This window comes from Streptomyces profundus, from assembly GCF_020740535.1.
Lineage (GTDB): Bacteria > Actinomycetota > Actinomycetes > Streptomycetales > Streptomycetaceae > Streptomyces > Streptomyces profundus.
Genome location: NZ_CP082362.1, coordinates 3,704,481 through 3,728,835, shown reverse-complemented (window position 1 = coordinate 3,728,835; position 24,355 = coordinate 3,704,481). Strand labels below are relative to the sequence as shown.

Sequence of the window (24,355 nt, the reverse complement as noted above, 5' to 3'; positions counted from 1 at the left end):
CCCGACCGGTTCGCAGCCTGCTGGTGATCACGCGGCCCTGTCAACCGAGTTGGGAACCGGGAAGCGCCGCGCCCGTCAGGTCCTGGCCGCCCGCTGATCGCCGCCGCGCGCCAGAAGGTCGTCGATGGCCGCCCGCACCGTGGCCACCCCGGGCGCGTGGTCGGCCTCCCGCGCGACGGCAAGCGCCTCCCGGTAGGTGGCCAGCGCCCGCTCCTGGTCACCCGCGGCGCTCCGGCTGGCGGCCAGGGCGCTGAGCGCCCCCAGCACGGTGTGCCGGGAGCCGATCGAACGGGCCAGGGCCACCGCCTCCTGATGGCGGAGCAGCGCCGTCGCGTGGTCCCCCGCGGTGCGGGCGACCACGCCCAGCAGGCAGAGACAGTCCACCTCGACGGCACGGAACCCGTACTCCCCGGCGAGCGCCAGCCCGTCCCTGGCGTACGCCTCCGCCTCCGCGTCCCGCCCGGTCAGCAGCGACAGATCGGCAAGGCCGGTGAGCGCGTTGGGCAGATGGGCCCGGTCGTCGTGCTCCCGGCAGCGTTCGAGCACCTCGAAGAGACACGTCAACGCCTCCTCGTACCGCCCCAGTTCCTTCAGGCAACGCGAGAGGTTGACCAGGGGCGCGCGCCGCAGCGGCCAGTGTTCCGCCGTGCCGGCCAACGCCAGCGAGAGCTCGAACTCCCGGATCGCCGCGCCCAGGTCGCCGCGACGCCCAAAGGCGATGCCCAGGTTGTTGCGCACCGCCGACTGCCACGCGGGCAGCCCGGCCCGCTCGAACGCGGCCAGCGCGCCGCGCAGATGGTCGAGCGCCACCGTGCCGTTCAGCCCGAGCTGGTCCATGGTCTTGCCCAGGTTGCTCCTGGCCCGCGCCTCGGCGATCGGGTCCGCCAGCGCCCTGGCCGCCGCCAGTTCCCTGGTGTAGAGGTGCATCGCCTCGTCCGGGAAGCCGCCGAGGAAGAGATAGCGCCAGAGGGTCTCGGCCAGTTCGACGGTGCGGCGCGGTTCGCTGATCCTGGCCAGCTCCAGCAGGTTGGCCCGCTCGGCGTCCAGCCAGGCCCTGGCCTCGTCGGAGGACGCGAACGGGGGCGCGGCGCCGGGCCACTCGGGCGGCCGTGGCCGACGGAAGGACTCGGCGGGCAGGAAGACGTCCATCGCCGCCAGGGCCGTCGACAGGTAGTAGTCCGACAACCGGCCGAGCGCCGCCGCCCGTTCGGCCGTCCCGCCGCCGTCAGGCGTGCCGGTCAGCTCGGCCGCGTAGGCGCGCAGCAGGTCGTGGAGGCGGTAGCGGCCCGTCGGCGACCGCTCGACGAGATGCCCGCGCACCAGCACCTCCAACGCGCGCCGCGCCGCGCGCGGCTCCACGCCGACGAGCGCGGCGACCGCGTACTCGTCCACATCGGGTCCCGGATAGGGGCCAAGACGCCGGAACACCGACGCCACGGCCGGCTCAAGCCGCCGGTAGGACCAGGAGAACACGGCCCGCACCGCCGTGTGCGGATCGTCGATGTCCAGCAGGTCGAGCGCGCGCCGCCGTGGCCCCAGCGCCCCGGCCAGCTCGGCGACGCCGCCTGGCCCCGGGTGCGAACGCACCAGCTCCGCGGCGATCCGCAGGGCCAGCGGCAGCCGCGCGCAGCGTTCGACCAGCTCGTCGACCGCCGCCGGCTCCGCGGCGAGACGGGCGTCGCCGAGCAGCCCGCGCAGCAGCTCCCGCGCTTCGGCGCGGCTGAGCCGGTCGAGCGCCAGCCGGCGGGCGCCCTCCCTGACCACAAGACCGGCCAGCGCGTCCCTGCTGGTCACCAGGGTGACGCAGGACGGGCTGCCCGCCAGCAACGGCCGCACCTGGGCGACCTCGGCCGCGTTGTCCAGCAGCACCAGCATCCGCCGCCCCGCGACCAACGTGCGGAAACGCGCCCCGCGTTCGTGGAGGTCGTGCGGGATCGCCGAGCCCGCGAGGCCCAGCGCGCGCAGGAACCCGGCCAGCGCGTCCTCGGGCGCCAGGGGCTGGTCGGGGCCGTAGCCGCGCAGGTCGACATAGAGCTGGCCGTCGGGGAACCTGTCCCGCCGCCGGTGCGCCCAGCGCACCGCGAGGGCCGTCTTGCCGACGCCGGCCGTGCCGGCCACCGCGGCGATCACCACGGGGGCTGGAGAGGAGGACACCAGGACGTCCAGCTCGTCCATCTCGGCCTCCCGCCCCACGAAGCCCCCGACCTCCGAGGGGAGTTGACTCGGCAGCACCGCCCCTCCCGGGGCCGGCCCCGGCGACGGGGCCCGGCCCGACCGCAGCCGGGCCGCCGACTCCCTCAGCTCGGCGCCCGGCTCGACGCCCAGCTCCTGGGCGAGCGTCCGGCGGGCCCGTTCGTAGGCGGCCCGCGCCTCCTCCCGCCGACCGGCCCGGTCGAGCGCCGACATCAACAGGCTGTGGAAGCGCTCGCGCAAGGGGTGGGCCAGCGCCAACTTCTGGAGCCCTTCGACCAGTTCGGCGCCCGCGCCGCAGGCGAGCTCCGCCCGGTAGAGCGACTCCCAGGCCGTCAGCCGCCGTTCCTCCAGGCGGTTGGCCCAGTCGCCCAGTTCGGCGGCGTCGACGCCTCGGAACGGCGTGCCGTGCCAGAGCCCGAGGGCGGTCCGCAGCAGGCCGGCCGACTCCCGGGGCTCCCGCTCCGCCAGGTCGAACCCCTCGGCCACCAGCCGCTCGAACCGCTCCGCGTCCAACTCCCCCTGGCGCACGCGCAGTCGGTAGCCGTCGTCGATCCGGCTCAGCCGCTCGTGCTCGCCGAGGAAGCCCCGCAGCCTGTGCACATGGAGGTGCAGTCGCTGGTGGGCGCGGGCATCCTCCCGCTCGCCCCACAGGGCGTCCACCAACACGTCGGCCGACACCACCCGTTCGGCCCGCGCCAGCAGCACCCCCAGCAACGTCTGCCGCAGCCGCCCGGTGACCGGCCACCGCTGGTCACCCTTTTGGACCTCCAAGGGCCCCAACACCTGGAACTCCATCGCTCTTCCCCCTGGTCGGTCGGCACTCTACGCCCGGCCGCCGGCCACGGGGGCAGGCGTCTCAGCGGGAGCGGGCGCCACCCGTCACCGGGCACCCCCGCCCACGGGTTCGCACAGGAGATCGAAGAACGGGGTCGCCGCGCTTTCGGCATCCACGACGGCCCTATATCTTTTCGAAGGTCACCGCGAATTCTCCGCAGGTACCGCCGTTACGTGCGGGGTTTCTGAACCAGGACGCATTCTCTGTTGCGTTTGGTGTGAACCGCCTTGCGGGGCCCCGGGGTTGGGCCTACGCTCAGCTACCTCGCGCACGCGTGGTAGATGACTTACGGGGGAATCCGGGTGACGATCGACATCGTGAAACATATGCCTCGCCAGATCGTTCATACCGGGAATTCATATGAGCCTATTCGGTCAGGGGCGTGCCTTCCTTGATGCTCTTCCACCACAGGACCGCAGGGATTTGATCGGTCTGGGGGCCCTGCGCAGCTATGCCCCCGGGGAGGTCATGATCCAGGAGGGCGATCGCACCACCTTCGTCCTGGTGATCCTCTCCGGTTGGTCGGTCGCGCAGGTCAGCACCGACCGGGGGAGCCGGCTCATCCTCGCCCTGCGGGGAGCGGGCGATCTGGTGGGCGAGCTCGCCGCCGTGGACGACAGGCCGCGCAGCGCGACGGTGAAGGCGCTGGGCGAACTGCGCGCGACGGTCCTGCCCGGGGGACGCTTCCGTGGCTTCCTCGCCAGCCGCCCGGTGGCCACCACCCTCGTGATGCGGCAACTCAGCTCCCGGCTGCGCAGCTCGGACCAGGAACGTCGCGAGCTGGCCTCGGGAACGGTGCTGCGGCGCCTGGCCATCCGGCTGTTGGAACTCACCGAGAGGACGGGACGCGAGGTGGAGGGGGGAACGGTCGTGGATCTGCCGCTGCCGCAGCACGATCTGGCGGCGGCGATCGGCACCAGCAGGGAGGCCGTCGCGAAGTCGCTGCGGCTGCTGCGCGAGCAGGACGTCATCCGCACCAGGCCCCGGCGGCTGGTCATCTCCGACCTCCCGCTCCTGCGGCTGCTCGCCGAGGGCGGAGAACTGTGACGAAGCGGGCGGGGCGCTGAGCGAAACGCGGTCCACGGGAACGAACTCGTAGCGGGAGGACGGGGGAGACAGGGGTGGCGACATGCGGGGGAAGCGATCACGGGGGCGGTTCCGCCCCAGTGTGTAAACGGCCACATCGCGATGGGGAGCGGGTGAGCAGACTCGCTGGTGACGCACCACCACGCGAAGGGGCGGGACGATGAGTGCTGGGAGAGCGCCCGACGGCGGGCCGGGGGAACACCGTCGGGGAGCTTCGGGGAGGGCCCTCACCCGGCTGGTGATCTCCGTCGACGCGTGCGGCTCGGGCCGGCTCGCCATCGACGCCAAGAAGAGCCTGCGGCGCGCGATGTACCGGGCGTTCGAGGAGGCGGGCGACGCCGTCGGCGTGCTCCCCGGTGAGCTGCGCAAGGAGGACAGGGGCGACGGGATCCTGGCGACCGTCGAGCCCTCCGTCCCCCAGGTCGACCTGGTCGGCCGGTGGGTGGAGACGCTGCGCCAGGGCGTCAGGGAACACAACCGCGCCGGCGGGGTGCCGCTGCGATTACGGGTCGCAATGCACGCGGGTCCGGTCGTGATCGACGCCGAGGGGCTGGTGGGACGCGCCGTCGACCTCACCTGTCGGCTGTGCGACAGCGAGGCGGCGAAGCGGGCGATCGACGAGGCGGGCGCTGACTTCCTCCTGGTGGTCTCCGACCCGCTCTACCGCACGGTGGTACGCGAGGGGGGCCGCTACATCGAACCCGACGACTACGTCCCACACCGGGTCGGCAACAAGGAGACGGACGAGACCGCCTGGTTCCTGCTGCCCGGCCGGCGGGACCGCCAGGGCCCCGCGCCGGACCGCGCCGGCACCACGGCCCCCCGGGCCCGGGGCCAGGTGTTCCAGGTGGCCGGCGACAACCAGGTCTTCAGCGACAACGTGTTCCAGGGCCCGTTCACCGGCATCGCCAAGGCGCCGGCCAAGGCCCCCGAGGACGACGGGAGGGGCCCGGCGTGAGTGACCAGGAGGAGCCGGAGGCGGAGTCCCCCGCCGATGAGCCGGCGGACGCGGCAGGACCCGGCGCGCGCGAGAGGGACGGCGCCCGCGAGGGGGAGCGCGCGGGGGCCGACCAGGACGGCTCGGCCGGCCATGGGGAGGAGCCGCCCGACCCGTTCCGCTCCGCCGTCGGCGGCCTCGGCGACGGCGAGGACGCCGGCGGCGCGAGGACGGCGCGCGCCGCCCGGGACAACCTCGCCCGCCACCGCACCATCAGCGTGGGCCGCGACAACCAGTACTTCGAGGGCAACTACTTCTTCGTCGGACCGACACCGGGCGGCCCACCCGCCCTGCTGGACGGCCCGGTGCCGGCCGAGGCGCTGGCGCGCCTCGACGCCGTCTACCTCCAGGCACCCGGCTACCCGCGGATGAAGGAGCGGCTGCGGGCCGGCAACCTGCTCGTCCTCTGCGGCGAGCCGGGCAGCGGGCGCGTCTCCACCGCCCTGACGCTGCTGGCCGAGCTGGCCACCGACGGCGTCAACCGGCTCGACCCCGCCACGGATCCGCGCGTGCTGACGGAGGGCGTGTTCCGCGCCGGCACCGGCTATCTGCTCAAGCTCCCCGACGAGGAGACGGTGGCCGCCACGGCCGCGGCCGGCGGCCAGGACGCCCCCGACGCGGGGGGCGCACCGCTGACGGAGATGCATCTCGACCGGCTCAGCGCCCAGTTGGCCAGGGTCGGGGCGTTCCTGGTCATCGTGGTGAGCGGTGGCGACCTCGCCGACCGGCTGCTGCGCGGACGCCATGCCGCCGGGTTCGTGCCCCCGCCGGCCCGGGAGGTGCTCGGCCGTCATCTGCGGGAGCGGCTGCGGGGCGCCCCCGCCGGCTCGCTGCCGGCGGCCGAGGAGTTGGCGCGGCGCGCCGACGTGCTGGAGGCCATCGGCCTCCAGGAGCCGCTGCCGGCCGAGGCCGCCCACCTCGCCGACCATCTCGCCCGGCACCTGCTGGGGGAGCTGACGGACGAGGAACTGCGCGCGGCCTGCGCGGGCTTCGCGACCCGGCAGGCGCGGCTCTGGTTCGCCGGCGCCGACCGGCCCGGGCAGCTGCCCGCCGCGATGCCGGTCATCCGCACCGCGGCCTTCCGGATCGCGGTCGCGGTCTTCAACGGCTCGCCCTACGGGCTGGTCACCGAGGCGGCCGACCAGCTGGCCTGGGAACTCGGCGTCACGCTCGACCCGGAGAACCCGCCCGGCCGCCGGATCTTCGGCACCCATGCCGAGCTGCGGCCCGCCCTGGCCCGCGCCGAACTCTTCGACGACGAGGTGGATCTGGGGCTCACCCAGGCGCCCGCGCGGGTCATCGCGTTCCGGGGCCACGGGCTCGCCACCGCCGTGCTGCGCGAGGTGTGGGAGGGCCACCACTCCGCGCGCGGTCCGGTCGGGCACTGGCTGCGCGAACTGTGCGAGGACCCGCGCCCCCAGGTGTGGGTGCGGGCCGCGGTGGCCGCCGGGGTGCTCTGCTCCTGGGACTGGCTCCACGGCTACGGCGACATCGTGCGGCCCATGGCCCTGGGCAACCCCGACGGGCCACGGCTCGCCGTCGCGACCGTGCTCGCGCAGGCCGCCCACGAGCCGACGATCCAGCCGGCGGTGGGGAGCCTCCTCAAGCAGTGGGCGAAGGGCGCCCACCTCGGGCTGCGGGAGGCCGCGGCCGTGGCCCACGGCTACGGCCTCGCGGCCGGCTCGGTGGCCGCCTCGCTTGAGGAGCTCGGCAAGGCGATCCGCCGCGACGAGGACGGCACGCTGCTGGCGACGGTCTCGCTGAGCGTGACCCGCCTGCTGGCCGGCCCCGAGCCGGAGGTGGTGATCGAACGCATGGGCCGCTGGCTGCGGGACGGCCGCCGCGCGTACGCGGACCTGGTGCTGCTGACCATGCTCAGGGCGATCCGCACCCCCGTCACGTTCCTGTGGGGCCTGCGGGACAACCAGGAGCTGGAGCGGCGCTCGGACTGGACGCTCTGCGGAGCGCTGATCGCCACCCGTCCGGCGGTGGCGGGCCGGGTCGCCGACCTGGTCGGACACACGCTCGCCACCCCCAGGTCGGCCGCGCCGGGGCTCGACGGGATGGGCAGCTGGATCCGGCGGGCCGCGGCGGACGAGGAACAACTGGCGACGCTGGCCGGCTTCCTGCCGCGCCTCGCCATCGAGGGCCGGGACCGTGATCGGCTGCGCCATCTGCTCGACCGGCAGGTACGCGATCCCGACCGGCCGTTGGACACCGACGTCGCGCACCGGCTGTGGCACGCGGCACGAGGAAGGAGACCCACCGGTGAGTGACAGGGCAGCCCAGGCCGACCGCGAGGAACGGCGGGCGGACAAGGGGAACGCGCGGAACGCGAACGGGCGGGACGAGAACGTCAGGAGGGAACCGCCGGGGGCTCGCCGGCGGCCGGGGCGCGGGGCGGGCAGGAAGGCCCCCATCGGGCCGCTGCTGCGGGAGTGCCCCACCCCGTACCGCCAGGAGAGCGGGCAGGTGATCGCCGTGCTGCGCTACCGCAACGGTGGCCGCACGGTGCTCTGGCCGGACCGGCGCGAGGACTACGACAAGCCCCTGTTGCGGGGCCCGTTCACCGCGTTCGAGGTGGCGCTCGGCCGGCATGTGACCGAGTTCGGCATCAGTCTGCCGGCCGCGGGCGACGCGGAGTTCTTCGAGGCCGAGGCCCGCGTCCACTGGGAGGTGGAGGACCCGTCGCTGGTGGTGGACCGCCAGGTGTGGGACGCCGCCGAACTGCTCCGCGACGATCTGCTGGAGCGGCTGCGCGACGTCTCCCGGCAGTACGCGCTCACCGAGGCGGAGCGGGTCGACCGGGCGGTGCGGGCCGAGCTCGTCTCGGGGCGGTTCGCCCTCGGCGAGGACCTGGGGCTGCGGACCAAGGTGCATGTCTTCATCGACCTCAGCGAACGGGTCGCCGACCGCGAGCGGGAACACACCGATCTGGAGCACGAACTGCGCGTCTCGGGCCGCCGCGAGGAGTGGGAGTCACGAAGGGTCGCCGCCCGCGCCGAGGAGTTCGAGCAGATGCTGCGGCGCGGCAACATCGGGCAGATCGCCGGGTTCATGGCCAGGGAGCCGGGGCGGGAGCTGGAGATCCGCAACCTCATCCGCCAGGAGTGGCGCGAGGAGCAGCAGGTGTCGATCGAGCTGTTCAGCCGGATGCTCGACAGCGGACACCTGGAGCGGCACGACATCGGCGAGCACATGTACGAGGTCATCCAGTATCTGCGGTCCAGGTCGGGCGGCGTGGTCGGCAACACCATGGACCAGGTCCTCGCCCCTCGCCTCCCCGCCGGCCGGCTGCCCCCGTCCGACGGCGCCCCCCACCGGCCGCCGCCGTTCTGGGCCGGGGACGACGGGCCGGAGGCGGCGCCAGGCGCCCGGGGCCCGAACCCCGGCTCCCCCGACTCCCCCGACGACCGGGACGACCGGGACGACCGGGAGGACCGGGTGGGCCGCGGGGGCGCGGCGCGCCCCGGCGGGCGCGCCAGCGACGACTTCGACGACTGGGACGCGTGATGGGCGCCCCAGCCACGGGACGTGGCACGCGCCGGGTCGGCCTGCTGGCGGCGGGGCTCGCCCTCGCGCTGAGCGCCGCGCTGGCGCCGCCCCCGACCCCGGCCAACGCGCAGGACGACGAGGAGACGGGGGCGGGCTCGGGGGTCGCCCCCATCGACTTCGCCATCGTCGTCGACCAGTCGGACAGCCTCTCGGACGAGGACCTGCTGCGGGAGGTCGACGCGGCGACCACCATCGCCCAGGCGGAGCTCTCGGAGGAGTCCCAGGCCATCGTCATCGGCTTCGGCAGCGCGGAGCGGGAGGGCCAGGTCGCGGCGGTCGAGGCGTGCCAGCGCACCGAACTCGACGCCGACGGACGGCAGTTGATCAGCGAGTGTGTGCGGGGCCTGGCCCGTCCCGACCGCGAGGTGATCGGCCCGGGCACCGACCATCCGGCGGCCCTCGCCCAGGCGGTGGGCCGGCTGTCCGAGGGCGATCCGGACACCCCCCGGGTGATCTTCCTGCTGACCGACGGCCGGCTCGACGTCCGGGACAGCCTCAACTACGGCGACTCCCCCGAGGCCCGCCAGAACAACGCGGGCGCCGCGCTGCGGGCCACCCTCGCCGAGGCCAGGGCGAACAACGTCCAGGTGTGGCCGCTGGGCTTCGGCGACCAGATCGACGAGGCGGCGCTGCGCGAGATGGCCGAGGGCGGCTACGCCGAGGGCTGCGCCAACCTCCCCGACGCCGTACCGGAGATGAGGGTCGTCCAGAACTCGGGGGATCTGCTGGACGCGCTCCAGTCGACGTTCGCCTCGGCCCGCTGCGCGGCGGTCCAGATCGGCGACAAGGGCGTGCCGCCCGTCGATCTCGACGTCGTGATCCCCCCGATCGCGACCGACGGCTCGATCACCGTCGCCAAGGGCGCGCCCGGGGTGCGCGTCACCTACCTCGACCCGGACGGGCGCGAGGTGCCGAGGCAGGGCACGTTCGAGGGGTCGACCTTCGAGATCAGCGGCCAGAACACCGCCGTCGAGGCGCTGCGCGTCAGCGATCCCAAACCCGGCACCTGGACGGTGCACCTGGAGCCGGCCGAGGACGGCCCCGCCATGGAGGCGGCGGTCAGCGCCATCTGGCAGGGCCGCGTCCTGTCCTTTGTCACGGTCGAGCCGCCCTCGCCCAACCCCGGGGAGACGGTACTCGTCGAGGCCCAGCTCCAGACCAGGGAGAACGTCACCATCGACGACCCGGAGCAGCTCGCCGGGCTGTACGCCAACGCGCGGCTCACCGGCGAGGGCTTCGAGCCGGTGGAGGTCCCCCTCGGCGACGACGGGCGAAACGGTGACCGGCGGGCGGGCGACCTGGTGTTCACCGGCGAGATCACCGTCCCCGAGAACGCCGTGGGCGCGCTGGCGTTCACCAGCGAGATGGCGGCCCCCGGGGTGGTCGCCGACGAACGCCCCTTCCCCACCCGGGTGACGGAGGGACCGCCGCTGGTCCAGGGCATCGTCACCGTCGAGGACGGCGAACTGCACCCGGGCGGCTCGATCGACGGCTCGCTGCGGATCGAGAACAACGACGGCCGGCCGCACGAGCTGCGCCTCGAACTGCGGGACACCGGCGAGGGCGCCGTACGCGTCGAGCCGCCGACCGTGGTCGCCGAGCCGGGCAGCGCCAGGACCGTCCCGTTCACCATCACGTTCGGCTCGGACGTGCCGCTCGGCGGCGTCGGCGGCACGGTCGTCGTCGTCGACGAGACCGAGGGCGACCTCGTCGTGCACCAGGCGTTCCTCAACGCCACCGTCACCGCCCCGCCCACCTGGTGGGACCGGTACCGGTGGGCGGTGATCACCGGCGTCGCGGCGCTGGCGGTGGCCGCGGCGATGGGCGGCGCCTGGTTCCTGGCCCGCCGACGCGGCCTCGAACTGACCGGCCACACCGTGGAGTTGGGACAGAACGACCGCACGGTCGACCAGCAGCCGATAAGGGACAGGCCGCGGGTCTTCTACTTCCGGGTGGAACGCGGCAGAAGCGGCCACGCTGGGCTCACCAAGGCGCACTCGGGCGGCGGCTCCGTCTACGAGCTGAGACGCCGGCCCAGCGGCGTGCTCCGGCTCAAGCCGCCGCGCGACCCGGCGCGTGACCTGCGCCCCGACCAGCGGTTCCCGGTCGGCGACGAGACCTGGATCGTCGTGCGGGCGCCCGTGCCACGCCAGGGCGCCAAGGGCGGGGGCCGCAACGGGGGTGGCGGCGGCGACCCGTTCCGCTCCTTCCTCCGCCGGCCCCCGGGGCGAGGGCGGGGAAGGGCCGGCGGCCCGGCGGACTCCCGGACCTCCCGCCCCCGGCCGGACGCCAACAGCGACTTCTGATGTGAGGGACGAGACATGAGGATCTACCAACCCATGCTGTTCGTCGGCCTGGGGGGCACGGGGAACCGGATCGGTGCGGAACTCGAACGCACGCTCCGCCGTGAACTCTGCGGCCCGGACGGCACGTTGCTGACCAACAGCGGCCAGCGCGCGCCGTTCCAGCTGCCGGACTGCATCCAGTTCGTCTACGCCGACTACAGCGACGCGGAGCTGAACCAGCTGCCCCATCTGAGCACCAGGGGCGCCGAGGCCGCGCCCTACACCCACACGGCGCGGGCCATCCACGATCTGCTGCCCGCCGGCATGAGCGGTTCGCCTGAGGTCACCCGGGCGCTGCGGGTCACCATCCACGACGACGTGTCCGAGTGGCTGCCGCCCGCGATGGGCGAGCCACGGGTGGCACCGCTGCACGCCGGCGCCGGACAGCTGCCGACGGTGGGCAGGGCCGCGCTCTTCGCCACCCTGCGCGAGGGCCTGGAGCCGGTGCTCCGGCCGCTGCGGGACGCCATCGGCGCCATCGGCCACTCCGGCGGCGATCTGCGGGAGTTGGGCGGCGGACACATCAGGGGCTGCGACGTGTTCGTCGCCTTCTCCGTCTCGGGCGGCACCGGGGCCGGCATCTTCTACGACTTCCTGCACCTGATCGGGCGCGAGTTCCAGCGCTCGTTCAGGCAGTCCATGGACGGCGTGAAGATCTACCCGCTGGTGGTGATGCCCTCGGCCTTCCCGCCGGAGGCCGGCGGCGGCCGGGCGGCGGAGCTGAACGCCAGCCGCGCGCTGGTGGACATCTCCCGGCTGGTCGACAGCCAGAACGCGCCCGACGCCCCCGAGCAGTTCGGGGACGTGATCCAGCCGAGCGGGGCCGGGGTGCGCTTCCCCGGCGGCGGACTGGTCAACCTGCGCCCCTCGACCATGCAGACCGCGATCCTGTTCGGCCGGCCGGTCGGCCTCCAGCCCGAGGACCTGCGCCGCTCCATCAGCGCCATCGTGATGTCGCTGATCGGCACCGAGCTCGGCGACGACCGGGCCAGCGGCCGGGCGGAGGGCGACTACCAGTCGTTCGCCGCCAGCTTCGTCAACAAGGCGGTCGAGCGGGCCACTCCGTCCCGCTCGGGCATCGGCCACCGGGGCATGTCCACCAGCCTGGCCGCGTCCCTGACCGTGCCCGTCGACGACCTCGCCGAGATCGTGGCGGGCCGGCTGCTCGCCGCCGGCGTCCGGGACATGGCCGAGGCGGCCCGCCGCCCCAGCGCCGAGGGCGCCCGCCGCGTCACCGAGATGTTCCGGAACGCCGGCATCGGCCCGCTGTGGGAACGCGAGCCGCGCTCGGTCGCCGACCCCGACCCGCTGCCCAGGGGCGGCCGGGCGATCGGGCAGGCGCTGCGCGACCGCCAGGACGACATGGAGGACGCGCTGCGCCGCCTCGAACACGACCTCAGCCGGGACATGCCCCGGCTGGTGGAGGAGTTCCGCCCGGCGGCGGCCGTCCGGGGGGCGCTCCCCCAACTCGGGCCCTTCCGGCTGGAGAAGGTGCTGACCGGGATGCCCGATCACGAGGAACGGGTCGCCCAGGCCGGCCTCGTCGGGATGCTCGACAACCGGCGCAACCAGCCGGAGCGGCCCAAGAACGTGCAGTTCGCCCCGCCGAGCGTGCCGCCGATCCGCCGGAGCCTCGGCGGCATCACCCCGGCCCGCTGGGGCGACGCGGACGTCCAGACGTGCGTCGCCGAGCAGAACGCGTGGTACCGCTACCGGGCCAACCAGCTGTGGCACGCGGCGTGGAAGGAGTACGAGATCCGCTGGCGCCCGCAGTTGGGCAGGGCCATGCGGGAGGTCGGCGAGCTCGTCAGGGCCCTCATGGCCCACGAGGACGAGGAGGGCCGGATCTTCGCCGACCGGCGCAAGGAGCTCTACCGGGACGACCGCAAGGGCGTCTCCTATCTGCTGCCCCCGCAGGACTCGCTCCGCTCCTTCTACGACGCGGTCTTCGAGCGGCTGATGCAGCAGTACGGGCTCCCCGAGGGCTCGGACTCGGCGGGGCTGCTGGAGCGCATGATCGAGCCGACCACCTGGCAGCGCTCCCTCGACCTGGTGCGCCGGTCGCCGCGCGAGGCGGTCAGGGAGGTCAAGCAGGTCATCGAGGGGCGCGTGAAGCGGCTCTTCACCGAGCCGAGCGTGGTCGACGAGCGGCCCCTGCTGCCGTCCCTCGGCGAGCTGCTGCTGGCGGCGGCGGGCGAGGTGGAGATGGGCTCCGTCGTCGACGAGCTGTGGCTGGCGCAGTTCCGTTCGCAGCTGGCCGGACTGCTGTCGGTCGGCTTCGTGCCGGACGGCAACGGGCCGCTGAAGATCCTCATCGTGCACCCGTCGACCCAGGCGTTGACGCGGGCCGAGCGCTATCTCGGGCAGGCGCTGAGCCTGCCGAGGGAACCGGGCCAGACCATCGAGTTCCGGGCGGTGCCGACGGACTCCATCACCGTGGTGCTGTTCCGCAGCGGGATGAGCCTCACGGACATCTCGGAGGTCGGCAAGGTGCTGCGCCTCTGGGCGGAGGCCAGGGACGAGGCCAGCCCGGAGGACGCCCTCGACTGGCGGCAGCGGCTCGGCTACGAGGACGACTGGCTGGCGAGCACGGAGGAGGACCGAAAGCGCATCCTCCACCGGCTGCTGTGCATGGTCTGGAACGGCCAGGTCACCTGGCGTGGCGACCCGGCCTCCCCCAGCGCCCTCAGGTTCCGGCTCCAGGACGGCGGGGACGCGACGATGACCCTCGAACTGGACGAGGCGGAGGACGGGGTCTCCAGCTGGGTAAACCTGCTGCGGGCCTACGAACGCTTCGCGCTGCTGGACGAGGGCCAGATCGTCGACGAGGTCTGCGAGCAGCTGATGCGGGCCCAGCCGAACGGGCTGACGAAGTCGCCGGTGGCGCCGTCGCCGCTCTTCCAGCTGCTGGTCCACGAGGTCGCGCCCGAACAGCACGCGCTGATCCAGGAGTTGGCCGAGGAGCGGGGCGAGGAGGGCGAGTCGTGGCTCGCGCCGACGCGCCACTTCTGGGCCGAGACCTTCGAGGGCGCCCTCCAACTGCCCTTCCCCGGGGTCAAGAAGGCGACCCGCAGATCGCTGTGGGAGCTGTTGCGCGCCGCGGACCGGAAGAAGCGCGGCCAGGCCGCTGGCCGTGGCCGGCCGCGCCGCGCCACCGAGGCGGACGGGTCCCCCAACGGCTACGGCGGCCGGGCGTTCACCCCGCACGAGCACCGACCCCACGAGCACCTTCCCGAGGACGACCGCGACGACCGCGACGACCACGACGACCACGGGGGCCGGGGCCGGCCGCCGCAGCAGCAGCAGCGGCCACGGCAGCGGTGGCAGGACGAGTGGCAGGGGGAGGAACAGGGACGGCGGCGGCGGGCGGAAGCGGAAGAAGAGTGGCAGGAGGACGTCGAGGGCCCGGAGCCAGGCCGTCCGCCGTCCGCCCCCCGCGCCGGCCTGGGGAAGGAGCGACCCACCCACGACCGCTCCGCCCACGACCGCTCCACCCACGACCGCTCCGCCTACCGCCGGTCCACCGACGAGTGGTCCGACGACGAGCGGTCCGCCGACGAGTGGTCCGCCGACGCCCCCTTCACCGACCGCCTCGCCGACGACGAGCCGCTGGACGACAGCGCGGGTGGCACCAGGGAGGAAGCCTCGTGACGATCCCGATCCACCGTCTCGACCTGCGCGGCGGCCACGCGCTCGCCGTGGCGGCCGTGGCCGAGGCGCGGCAGCGGGAGACGGACCGGTTCCTGGTGCTGGACTCCTTCGCCGAACTCCCAAGCCACGAGCGTCTCTACGAGGATCTGCTGGCCCATGACGCGGTCCCCACCCTCTGCGTGGCCGTCGGCGCCCCCGACGACACCGGCGAGCCCGCCGACGAGCCCCCTCCCGCCGGCCGGCTCGCGCCCGCCCTGCTCCGCCGCCCCATGCCGCTGCGTCCCCCGAGCGCCGGGGTGGTGTGGGTGCCCGATCCGACCTGCGGCGACAGCCATATCGCGATGGGCGACGCGCTTCGCCCGCTGATCGACCTGCTCGCCGAACCCGAGGTGTTCGACGCCGTGCTGGACGCGCTGGCGCAGATCGCCGAGGGCGTGGCGGTGCTCGCGCTCGACGTGCTGGAGCAGTCCCTCTCGGTGGCCGCCCGGGGGCGGGTCTGGCGGGAGGCCGTCGAACGGCTGGTCGGCCAGGAGACCCCGGTCGCGGCCTTTGTGACCGGCGCCCTCGGTGACGCGCCAGCCCCACTGGCTCCCCTGGTGGGCCAGGAGGTGCCGGGGAGCCTCGCCGGACACCCCTGGCTCGTGGGGGAGCTCCGGGATCGGCACGAGGCGTGCGGCGCCGCGCTGACCGCCGCCCAGGACTCCTTCGACGTGGTCCGACATCCCCTGGCGCCGTTCACCGGCGCGGTGCGGCAGGTCGATCTGCCCACCAGGATCTGGGAGTTGGTGGACACCCTCGACGCCTACCAGAGGTCGGCCGTCGAGGCGTTGCGGCGAGGCGACACCGACGAGGCCAGGGCCGACCAGCGGGAACGCCTGTTCCATCTCGGCATCAACCTGCCCGACTCGGCCGAGGGCTCCCGCGAGCCCGTGGGGCCGGCGCTGCGCTCCTACACCGAGGGCCATCTGCGCCGTGGGGTGTCGCTGCGGTCCGCCGCGGCGCGGCTGGCCGCGCTCGCGCAGCGCGCCTACCCGACCGGCAGCGCCGCCCGGATTCCCGACCTCGACGAGGCGTGCCCGGCGGAGGAACGGGGGGAGCTGCGGCGCCCCCAGCCCTTCCCGCTCGGCTCGCCCAACCCCCGGGTCAACGCCGCCGAGAGCGGGGCGGTGGCCCTGCTCGCCGGGCTGTGGCCGGGGGCCGGCTGGCTCCTCGGCCCGGCGATGGGCCTGGCCTGCGCCGGTCTGGCGGCTTTCCTCGTGCGCCGACGCCCCAACCGCGACACCGACGGCGGCACGGACGGCGGCGTGGTGGGCACGGAGGGCCGGCTGGCCGGCGGGCTCGCCGGCGGCCTGGCCGGCGCGTTGCTCGGGCAGCTGCTCGGCCCGCCGGCCCTGCTCGCGGGCCTCACGCTGCTGCTGTCGATCGCCGGCCTGGTGTTCCTCGGGCAACGCTGGTGGACCAGGGCGGTCGAGGACTGGTGGGAGGCCACCGCCGCCGAGCGGGCCGGCGGCTGGCGGCGGGCGATCGCCGATGTGCTGACCGAGGCGGCCATCAGGGACTGGTTCCTCCACGACGCCAGGGAGTACTGCGCCGCCACCGCCGACAGCGTGGGACGGACCCTGCGCACCATGGCGGACACCGCGGAGCGGCACGCCATGGCCGACACACGCCGGACGGACCGCCACGAAGACCGGGACCAGGGGGAACCCCCCGACCCCGGCTGGGCGGCGGACGCCGACGACTGGGCCACCGACCCGGGCGGGCACGGGGGTTGGGACGCCGAGGACGGCCACACGGCCGGCGACCGCGGCGACGTCGGGGCCCAGGACGGCGGCCCCGGATCGTCCGACTGGGACAGCTGGGACCGCCTGGACGACGACTGGACCGTCCAGGGCCAGGGGACGGACCCGGCGCCCGAGCCGGTGGGCGGCGAGGCGCCGGTGCCCCGCTGGCTGCGCCGCGAGACCGGCGACGGCGGCAAGGCGCTCGTCGAGACCCTGGCGGGCGACCTCACCGCGGGCACCGTCCATGTGCTGGGCGGACTGTGGGGCGCCCTGGAGGCCGCGCCCGACGACTTCGACACCGGGGCCGTCCACCAGCGGATGACCGCGCTGCTGAACGAGGAGACCCAGCGTCTCGCCGACGATCCGGCGCCCCCGCCGGCGTTCCTGCCCAACTCGGGGCAACGCCCGGGCCCGGCCGCCCTGTTCGGCCTCAACGACGAGTCGGCGAGGGCCATGGTGGCCGCCCGCGCCGAGACGGAGGGCCGGCCGCTGTCCACCCGCGCCCACCGCAACGCCCTCTCCCGCGACCCCACCGCCGCGCGCCGCGTCTGCTTCGCCCCCGCCTCGGTGCGGCGCGACGACCGGGGCTGGCCGGCCGGCTGGGACACCGCGGGGGAGGACGTCGTCTGGACCAGGAGCGGACGGTTCACCGGCGTGGTGCGGCTGTTGCCGCTGCGCCGGGGCGCGGTCGGCACCCCCCGCGGCGAATCGGAAGGACCCACGTGGTGAACGGCCCCGACGGCTCAGCCGACTTCGATCACGAGGACCTGGAGTTCGATACGCCGACGGGCGGCCCGGTGCGTTTCAAGGCCGAGTTCGGCCCGGACAAGGTGCTGCCGTTCCGGGCGCCCGTCGTCGGCCGGCTGGTCAGGCTGGGCCGGGGCTGGGTGGTGCGGCAGTACCGGCTGCCCCGCTCGGCCCAAAGCGACCTGGGCGCCCGCGAGGCGCTGGAACACGAGGTCAACGCGGCCGTGGCGATCGAGCGGGCCCACCAGCGCGGCGAGCACCCGGGGCTCTTCCTCCGCGTCGTCGGCCACAACCTGGACGCCGAGGAGCCGTTCCTCCTCTACGAGCCGCCGCCCCCACGCGCGACGCGCCTGCTCTCGGCCCGGCCGAGCGGCCGTCGCCTGACCGAGACCATGGGACAACTGCTCGTGGCCGCCCGCGTGTTGGAGCGCACCGGGCATGTCTGCCGAACCATCGCCCCCAGCACCGTCTGGTGGAACGGGCAGGGCATCAGGCTCGGCGAACCCTACGCCGCGGTGCCGATCGGGCACCCGAGGGAGCCGGTCGGCGAGGCCCCCTGGGCATCGCCCGAACAGCTCGCCGGCCACGGCCACAGCGACCCGCGCGACGACCTCTGGAGCGTGGCCCGGGTGCTGTACGCGGTGGTCTCGGGACAGCCGGGACCGGCCGCCGAACCACCCCCCGAGCTGGGCGCCTACCCGCAGTTGACGGCCCTGCGCGAGGCCCGCGCCTTCGCCGGCGGCTCGGCGGAGCGGCGCACCGTCGCCGAGATCCTGCGGGCGCTGAACCACCCCGACCCCGTGCCCACCCGCGACCGCGCCGCCCCCGAGAACGGCGAGTACACGAGGCTCGTCGAGGAGAAGCGCCGCCGGTTCGGCGTCGAACGGCGCCCGCGCCCGCCGGGCGAGGGAACCCGGGGACCCGGCCGGCGGGAGACGTCCGAGGTGCTCTGCCCCTACTGCCTCGGCCCGGTCCGCTACGACGAGAGCAACCTCCATCTCCCCACCGACCAGGGCGAGTACGAGCCGTTCGTCCCGGCCGACGAACCGGCGGAGCTGCGGCGGGACGACATGCTGCGCCGCGCCTTCCAGCGCTGCCCCAACCCCAGCGGCATCGGCGACCACCACCTGCCGGTGCCCTATCTGAGGAACGGCCGTCCGCTCACCGTCGTCACGGTCGGCGGCTCGCTCACCGGCAAGACGCACCTGCTCGCCGCGATGATGAGCGAGATCGAACAGGGCGGCCTTGAGCCGTACGGCATCACCGCCGAACCCCTCAGCCCCGAATGGCACCAACGCTTCGTGCGGGAGCGGCTCCAGCCGCTGCGCGACGGGAAGGTGCTGCCCAGAACCGCGTCGACGCGGTTCGCCCAGTTCGCCGACGGCCTGCTCCTGACCACGCGCGGCCAGACCCGTCCGCTGATGTTCTTCGACCTGGCCGGCGAGGATCTGTCGGGGCACGACGAGGCGACGCGTTTCCTCGCCGGCGCGGGGGCGTTCATCTTCGTCGTCGACCCGCTGCGCGCGCTGCGGCTGCCCGAGCTCGACCCGCACCGCGAACGCATCGGCATCAGGGAACGCGACCTGGGCGACGAGGCGTTCGCCGCCGTGCTCTCCCGGGTGCCCCGCTCCGACGGCCTGGTGATGACGCCGTCGGCCGTGGTGCTCAACAAGAGCGATCTGGTCCGCTTCGAGCCGGCCGTGGCGTCCTGGCTCCTCAACCCGCCGCCGACGGGGCGGATCGAGGAGACACTGCGGCGCGAGAGCGAGGAGACGTACGCCTTCCTGCGGCGCCACGGCAGCGGCGCCTGGCTCAGGCCGTTCACCGACAGCGCCAGATGCACGCTGCACTTCGTCTCGGCGACCGGCCGCCAGGAGCGCGGCGGTTCCTTCCCTCACGGGGTCACACCCCGCCGGGTCCTGACACCGCTGCTGTCGATCCTCGCGATGGCCGGCCTGGTGGAGGAGACAGACCCGGAGGAGGTGGGCCTGTGACTCCTGGCCCGACATCAGGCGCGAACGAGACGAACGACACGAACGGCGGGAGAGGCGCGGGGCGCATGGACGACGCGATGGAAACGGTGGACCAGTACGTCTTTCGCTGGGACGCGGCGAATCCGTCCGGCGGGACGGGCTTCGGAGCCGTCGCCTGGTCGGGCGACCACCACACGGCGCGGGGGATCCAGCGTTCCCTCGGCTCCACCCTTGAGGTGGCCGGGGAGAACGCGGTCCCCGGGCTGGTACGGGTCGAGCGGAACGACAGGGTGCTGCTCGGCCGCCGGACCCTCGGCAGGGACCCGGGCGGCAGGGCCGGCACGATCTGCCACGCGCTGGTCGGCCGGAAGGACGGTCTCTCGACCGTCCGTTGCCTCGCGCTGCACGCCTGGCGCTGGCAGCGGGCCGACGTCCCGGTCGAGATCGTGCGCGGAAGCCTCCCCGCCGTCCCCCTCGACCTGCTGACCCTGGGCCGGGACGAGGAGTTGGACCGGCTGGCGGACGAGCTGCGGGAACCGGCGACCGTCCGGGCGCTGGTCGCCCTCACGGCCGAGGTCCTGCGGGACCCGGACCGCCGCTTCTCCGTGCTGGACCCGTCCGCCGGCAGGGAACCCCACGCCCTCCTGCTGGGGCTGTGGCGGGTGTTCGGCTCGCTGCTGGAGAACCACCCGCTGGGCTGGTCGTTCGCCACCCACGACACGGACGACGCCAAGCCGCTCCGCTTCGTCTTCCTCACCACCTGGCCGGCCCACCCCCCGTCGAACGATCAGCATCTCCGCCTCGACCCCTGGAAGCCACGCGCGGGCCGGACCGACCGGGCGGACGCGGTCGCCACGGAGCTGGTCGCATGGATCCTGGAGGCCGTACCAGGGACGGTCAACAGAACCCTGGCCAGGCACGTGCCCCGGGAGCACCCAGGGCGAGGCAAACGGACATGGCTGCTGGAGGCGGCCGAGCGGGCCCTGAGACGCGACTCCCCCACCCCACGGCGCGGCCCCAGCCCCCCGCCATCGCCCTCGCCCCGTACCGAAGCCCGGCCACCGACCTACACCCCGCCCCCGGCTCCGAACCCCGCCCCGGCCCCGACCCCGACCAGGCCCCCGGCAAGCCCGCCGGCCGGGACCTGGCTCGGCTTCGAGGGAGCACAACGCGCCGTCGCCGGCACGCCCCCCGACGACCACGAGGCGGAGGAACTGCTCGAAGCGGTCCGCGTCATGGACGGCAGCGACCCGGGGCTGCCGGCCCTCCTCGCCAGAATCCAGGACCGCCAACCGCGCTGGCCGCAGAGCCTGCGGCTCCACTACTGCTGGACGCTGCTCAACCGCCGTCTCCTGCTGCACGCGTGGCTCGGCGACACGGACTCCGAACGCGCCACCGCGGTGGCGAAGCTGTACCAACAGGCCGTGCGCCCGTTCGCCGAGGAGCCGGACGTCTCCGACAAGCTGACGGAGGTCCTCCTTGAGGAGCGACGGCTCTCCCGAGAACACCCGGCGGCCCGAGCGGCCCTGACCCACATCGTCCACGACGGAACCGGCCTGCCGAGCGAGCACCTGTCAGAACTCCTCGCCCACATCTGGTCCGAGGAGCCCCCCCGAACCTCCTCCCCCCCACCCATGACCGGCTGGGACGACCGCCCCATCCCCCCAACCCCGGAACCCCCACCCCCCAACCCCAGGCCCCACCCCCACGCTCGGGTCACCCAGACCAACCGCCGCTGGGGCGCCTCGAAGTTGGAATCACCGGAGAAGGTGATGGTGGCCATCGGAAGCGGCGTGGTCTTCCTGTTCATACTCCTCTTCACCCTCCTCCTGACCCGCTGACCCCCCTGCCCCCACACACGATCCGGATGACGAAGCAAGCCGTCACACAACACAGAAAACCCCAGGTCACGGGGCATGTGACCTGGGGTTTCGCGGAGCCGCCTAAGGGAATCGAACCCTTGACCTACGCATTACGAGTGCGTCGCTCTGGCCGACTGAGCTAAGGCGGCGGGGCGCCCGTGGAGGGCGCTTGGCGGGGGTTAGTCTACACGGGTTTGGGGGGTGCCCCCGTGGGGCGGCGGCGGAGGAGGTCGTCGGTGGTGGCGCGGAGGGTGCTGAGGTGTTTGGACCAGCGGCGGCAGTCGAGGCAGCTGGTCAGATGGTGGTCGAGCAGCTGCTCGGTGATCTCCGGGGGCAGCGCGGTCCCCGCGGTTCTTGCCGATATGGCCGAGCGGTAGCGGTTACAGGGCATGCCCATGATCATCCCAGCCGATCAGCAGGTCGTACCCTCCTCGGGAGTGGTATGCGCCAACAGATAGTCGTTCACCGCGGCGTCCACGCAGGCGCTGGTGCCGCCGTAGGCGGTGTGGCCGTCGCCGTCGTAGGTGAGGAGGACGCCGGAGGAGAGCTGGTCCGCCAGCCCCTCGGCCCAGGCGTACGGGGTGGCCGGGTCCCGCGTGGTGCCGACGACCAGGATGTCGTCGGCGCCGGCGGCCTCGATGGAGACCGGGCCGCCTGACGGCTCGACCGGCCACGCGGCACAGAGCAGGGTGTCCCAGGCGAAGTCCGCGCCGAAGGTGGGCGAGGCCTCCTGGTAGGAGGCGAGTTGCTCCCGCACGGCGTCCGCGTCGGCGTTGCCCGCCGGGCTGTCCAGGCAGCTGATGGCCCGGAAGGCGAACATGTCGGTGGCGTACTCGCCGCCGGGCCCACGCCCGTTGTACTCGTCGGCGAGGCGCAGCAGTTGGGCCCCGTCGCCGTCCTCGACGGCGGCGGTGAGGGCCTCCCGCAGCGTGGGCCAGAGGTGTTCGGCGTAGAGCGCGTAGGCCACGCCGGTGTTGGCCAGCGATTCGGTGAGCGGGCGGTCCTCGCCGGTGGGCAGCGGCTCGGCGTCGACCTGGGCGTAGAAGTCGAGCAGCCGCTCGGACGCGCCGTCGGCCCCGTCCTGGCCCAACGGGCAGTCGTCGCGGGCGGTGCAGTCCTCGGCGAAGGAGCGGAAGGCCGTCTCAAAACCGCCGGCCTGCTGGCGGTCCGTGCTGAGGGTGTCGAGGCGGGGGTCCATCGCGGCGTCCAGCACCAGGCGCCCCACCCTGCTGGGGAAGAGGCCGGCGTAGACGGCGCCGAGCTTGGTGCCGTAGGAGAAGCCGACGTAGTGCAGCCTGTCGTCGCCGAGCACCTGGCGCAGCACATCCATGTCGCGGGCGGACTCGATGGTCGAGACGTGTTCGAGCAGCCGGCCGGCGTTCTCCTGGCAGCCCTGGGTGAACGTCTCGTTGCTGGCGATCAGCTCCGCCACCTCGGCGTCGTCGTCCGGGGTGCGGTCGGTGAGGCTGTGCTGGTCCATGGCGGGTCCGTCGAGGCAGTCGACGGGCTCGCTGCCGCCGGTGCCCCGGGGGTCGAGGCCCACCATGTCGTAGCGGGCGCGCACCTCGCTGGGGAAGAGGTATGCCGCTGAGCCCTGCGCGAAGTCGACGGCCGAGACGCCGGGGCCGCCCGGGTTCATCAGGAGGGCGCCGATGCGCTCCCCCGAGTCCGTCGCGCGGGAACGGGTGACCGCCAGCTGGATATCGTCGGCGGCGTCGGGGTTCTCGTAGTCCAGCGGGACCTGCAGCACGGCGCACTGGAACTCGGAGTGGCCGCAGGCTCCCCAGTTCAAGTCCTGCTCGTAGTAGGGGAGAAGGGCCTCGGGGATGTCCTCGGACAGCGGTTCGAGGGGTGGGGCGTCGGGTGGTTCCGTGGTCGTCGAGCCGTCGGAGGCGTCGACGTCGGGGGCGCGTTCCTCGGGGCGCTCGCCGTCGGACGAGCAGCCGGAGACGAGCAGCGCGCCCGCGGCGACCAGGGCGAAGACGACACGGCCTGTGGTACGCATGGGGCCCCCGTGATGGATGTGCGCGGTACTCGGTGGAGCGTACCCGTCAGCGCAGGGCCATCGTCATCGCCTCCACGGCCAGCAGGGGGGCGACATTGCGATCAAGGGCCCGCCGGCAGTCGAGGACGGCCTCCATCCGGCGGAGCGTCTGCTCCGGACGGGTGGCGCCGGCGACCCGGCGCACCGACTCCTCGCTCTCGCCTCCGGCCAAGCCCCCGGAGAAGCTGAGCTGGTGCGCCAGCACATCGCGGTAGAAAGCGGTCAGATCCGTCAACGCGAGATCGAGCGCGTCGCGTTGGGTGCGGGTGGCCCGGCGTTTCTGGCGGTCCTCCAGATCCTTCATCACCCCGGCCGTGCCGCGCGGCAGGCGCTTGCCCTCGACCGCCCCCAGGGCGGCCCGCAGCTCCTCCGTCTCCTTGCCGTCCAGCTCCTCGGCGACCTGCTTGGCGTCCTCGGCCGCCGCGTCCACCAGCTCCTGGGCGGCCCGCAGCGCGCCGCCGATATCCGCGACCCGCTCGGGCAGGCGCAGCACGGAGCGCCGGCGCGCCCTGGCCCGCTCGTCGGTGGCCAGCCTGCGGGCCCGGTCGATATGCCCCTGGGTGGCCCGCGCGGCTGCGTGGGCCACCTCGGGCTCGATGCCGTCGCGCCGGATCAGCGTGTCCGCGACGGCGGCCACCGGCGGGGTGCGCAGCGGCAGTTGACGGCAGCGGGAGCGGATGGTGGGCAGCACATCCTCCGTGGACGGCGCGCAGAGCAGCCAGACGGTGCGAGGGGCCGGCTCCTCGACGGCCTTGAGCAGCACGTTGCCCGCGCCCTCCGTCAGCCGGTCTGCGTCCTCAAGGACGATCACCTGCCAGCGTCCGCCGGCGGGCGAGAGCTGGGCCCGGCGCACCAGCTCCCTGGTCTCCTTGACGCCGATGCTCAGCAGGTCGGTGCGCACGATCTCGACATCGGCGTGCGTGCCGACGAGGGAGGTGTGGCAGCCGTCGCAGAATCCGCAGCCGGGCTGACCGCCCAGCGCGCGGTCCGGGCTGACGCACTGGAGGGCGGCGGAGAAGGCGCGGGCCGCCGTGGGCCGCCCGGAGCCGGGCGGCCCGGTGAACAGCCAGGCGTGGGTCATCGACGAGCCGGACAGCTCGGGCTCCTCGCCCCGCGCGACCGCCGTGACATAGGCGTCCGCGTCCCGGGCGGCGGCGGCCAACCGCTCCGCCGCCTGGTCCTGACCGACCAGGTCGTCCCAGACCGTCATCGCGCTCCCTCCGCACCGCCCACGGGGCCTTCCACGGGCACGGGGACCATTGTGCGGCAGACCACTGACATCC

General features: G+C 74.1%; 13 protein-coding genes and 1 tRNA gene. 9 read left to right on the top strand and 5 right to left on the bottom strand.

Annotated features, from left to right (window positions below; genetic code table 11):
• Nucleotides 1-75 precede the first annotated feature (75 nt).
• Nucleotides 76-2,976 carry an AfsR/SARP family transcriptional regulator gene (locus tag K4G22_RS16395; protein WP_228080980.1) on the bottom strand — a complete coding sequence of 967 codons (2,901 nt, stop codon included), beginning with the start codon at nucleotides 2,974-2,976 and terminating at the stop codon, nucleotides 76-78.
• 412 nt (nucleotides 2,977-3,388) lie between these two features.
• Here K4G22_RS16395 and K4G22_RS16390 point away from each other — a divergent pair, with 412 nt between their 5' ends.
• The 9 genes from K4G22_RS16390 to K4G22_RS16350 all read left to right on the top strand — a co-directional run bounded on the left by K4G22_RS16390 (nucleotide 3,389) and on the right by K4G22_RS16350 (nucleotide 21,007).
• Nucleotides 3,389-4,075 carry a Crp/Fnr family transcriptional regulator gene (locus K4G22_RS16390; protein WP_228080979.1) on the top strand — a complete coding sequence of 229 codons (687 nt, stop codon included), beginning with the start codon at nucleotides 3,389-3,391 and terminating at the stop codon, nucleotides 4,073-4,075.
• Between the two features lie 199 nt (nucleotides 4,076-4,274).
• The gene (locus K4G22_RS16385; RefSeq protein ID WP_228080978.1) at nucleotides 4,275-5,072 is read left to right on the top strand and encodes a nucleotidyl cyclase domain-containing protein; all 798 of its coding nucleotides are present in this window, start codon (nucleotides 4,275-4,277) and stop codon (nucleotides 5,070-5,072) included.
• Complete coding sequence (locus tag K4G22_RS16380; RefSeq protein ID WP_228080977.1) at nucleotides 5,069-7,387, top strand: hypothetical protein; 2,319 nt, start codon at nucleotides 5,069-5,071, stop codon at nucleotides 7,385-7,387. The genes K4G22_RS16385 and K4G22_RS16380 overlap by 4 nt, the downstream gene beginning before the upstream one ends.
• Entirely contained in the window at nucleotides 7,380-8,624 is a 1,245-nt protein-coding gene (locus tag K4G22_RS16375; RefSeq protein WP_228080976.1) for a hypothetical protein, read from the top strand. The genes K4G22_RS16380 and K4G22_RS16375 overlap by 8 nt, the downstream gene beginning before the upstream one ends.
• The gene (locus tag K4G22_RS16370; protein ID WP_228080975.1) at nucleotides 8,624-10,972 is read left to right on the top strand and encodes a vWA domain-containing protein; all 2,349 of its coding nucleotides are present in this window, start codon (nucleotides 8,624-8,626) and stop codon (nucleotides 10,970-10,972) included. Before K4G22_RS16375 ends, K4G22_RS16370 begins: the two co-directional genes overlap by 1 nt.
• A 15-nt stretch (nucleotides 10,973-10,987) precedes the next feature.
• Nucleotides 10,988-14,662 (top strand): tubulin-like doman-containing protein, encoded by a 3,675-nt coding sequence (locus K4G22_RS16365; RefSeq protein WP_228080974.1) that lies wholly within the window; start codon nucleotides 10,988-10,990, stop codon nucleotides 14,660-14,662.
• Nucleotides 14,659-17,175: a hypothetical protein gene (locus K4G22_RS16360; RefSeq protein WP_228080973.1), complete on the top strand. Its 2,517-nt coding sequence runs from the start codon at nucleotides 14,659-14,661 to the stop codon at nucleotides 17,173-17,175. The genes K4G22_RS16365 and K4G22_RS16360 overlap by 4 nt, the downstream gene beginning before the upstream one ends.
• Nucleotides 17,172-19,187, top strand: coding sequence for a serine/threonine-protein kinase (locus K4G22_RS16355; RefSeq protein WP_228080972.1), 2,016 nt, complete (start codon nucleotides 17,172-17,174; stop codon nucleotides 19,185-19,187). Before K4G22_RS16360 ends, K4G22_RS16355 begins: the two co-directional genes overlap by 4 nt.
• 65 nt (nucleotides 19,188-19,252) lie before the next feature.
• Nucleotides 19,253-21,007 (top strand): hypothetical protein, encoded by a 1,755-nt coding sequence (locus K4G22_RS16350; protein WP_228080971.1) that lies wholly within the window; start codon nucleotides 19,253-19,255, stop codon nucleotides 21,005-21,007.
• Nucleotides 21,008-21,103: 96 nt separating this feature from the next.
• Here the strand turns inward: K4G22_RS16350 and K4G22_RS16345 are convergent.
• The 4 genes from K4G22_RS16345 to K4G22_RS16330 all read right to left on the bottom strand — a co-directional run bounded on the left by K4G22_RS16345 (nucleotide 21,104) and on the right by K4G22_RS16330 (nucleotide 24,282).
• Nucleotides 21,104-21,177, bottom strand: a tRNA-Thr gene (locus K4G22_RS16345).
• Nucleotides 21,178-21,212: 35 nt separating this feature from the next.
• A complete protein-coding gene (locus K4G22_RS16340) occupies nucleotides 21,213-21,419 on the bottom strand; it encodes a zf-HC2 domain-containing protein (protein WP_228080970.1) in 207 nt (68 codons plus the stop codon).
• Between the two features lie 21 nt (nucleotides 21,420-21,440).
• Nucleotides 21,441-23,033 carry an alpha/beta hydrolase gene (locus K4G22_RS16335; RefSeq protein ID WP_228080969.1) on the bottom strand — a complete coding sequence of 531 codons (1,593 nt, stop codon included), beginning with the start codon at nucleotides 23,031-23,033 and terminating at the stop codon, nucleotides 21,441-21,443.
• A gap of 46 nt (nucleotides 23,034-23,079) precedes the next feature.
• Nucleotides 23,080-24,282 (bottom strand): DNA polymerase III subunit delta', encoded by a 1,203-nt coding sequence (locus tag K4G22_RS16330; RefSeq protein ID WP_228080968.1) that lies wholly within the window; start codon nucleotides 24,280-24,282, stop codon nucleotides 23,080-23,082.
• Nucleotides 24,283-24,355: the final 73 nt, after the last annotated feature.

What these genes read in the sequence shown, in the direction of transcription:
- K4G22_RS16390 (WP_228080979.1), top strand. Translation starts at nt 3,389, where the DNA reads ATGAGCCTATTCGGTCAGGGGCGTGCCTTCCTTGATGCTCTTCCACCA.
- K4G22_RS16385 (WP_228080978.1), top strand. Translation starts at nt 4,275, where the DNA reads ATGAGTGCTGGGAGAGCGCCCGACGGCGGGCCGGGGGAACACCGTCGG.
- K4G22_RS16370 (WP_228080975.1), top strand. Translation starts at nt 8,624, where the DNA reads ATGGGCGCCCCAGCCACGGGACGTGGCACGCGCCGGGTCGGCCTGCTG.
- K4G22_RS16365 (WP_228080974.1), top strand. Translation starts at nt 10,988, where the DNA reads ATGAGGATCTACCAACCCATGCTGTTCGTCGGCCTGGGGGGCACGGGG.
- K4G22_RS16350 (WP_228080971.1), top strand. Translation starts at nt 19,253, where the DNA reads ATGGACGACGCGATGGAAACGGTGGACCAGTACGTCTTTCGCTGGGAC.
- K4G22_RS16340 (WP_228080970.1), bottom strand. Translation starts at nt 21,419, where the DNA reads ATGCCCTGTAACCGCTACCGCTCGGCCATATCGGCAAGAACCGCGGGG.
- K4G22_RS16335 (WP_228080969.1), bottom strand. Translation starts at nt 23,033, where the DNA reads ATGCGTACCACAGGCCGTGTCGTCTTCGCCCTGGTCGCCGCGGGCGCG.
- K4G22_RS16330 (WP_228080968.1), bottom strand. Translation starts at nt 24,282, where the DNA reads ATGACGGTCTGGGACGACCTGGTCGGTCAGGACCAGGCGGCGGAGCGG.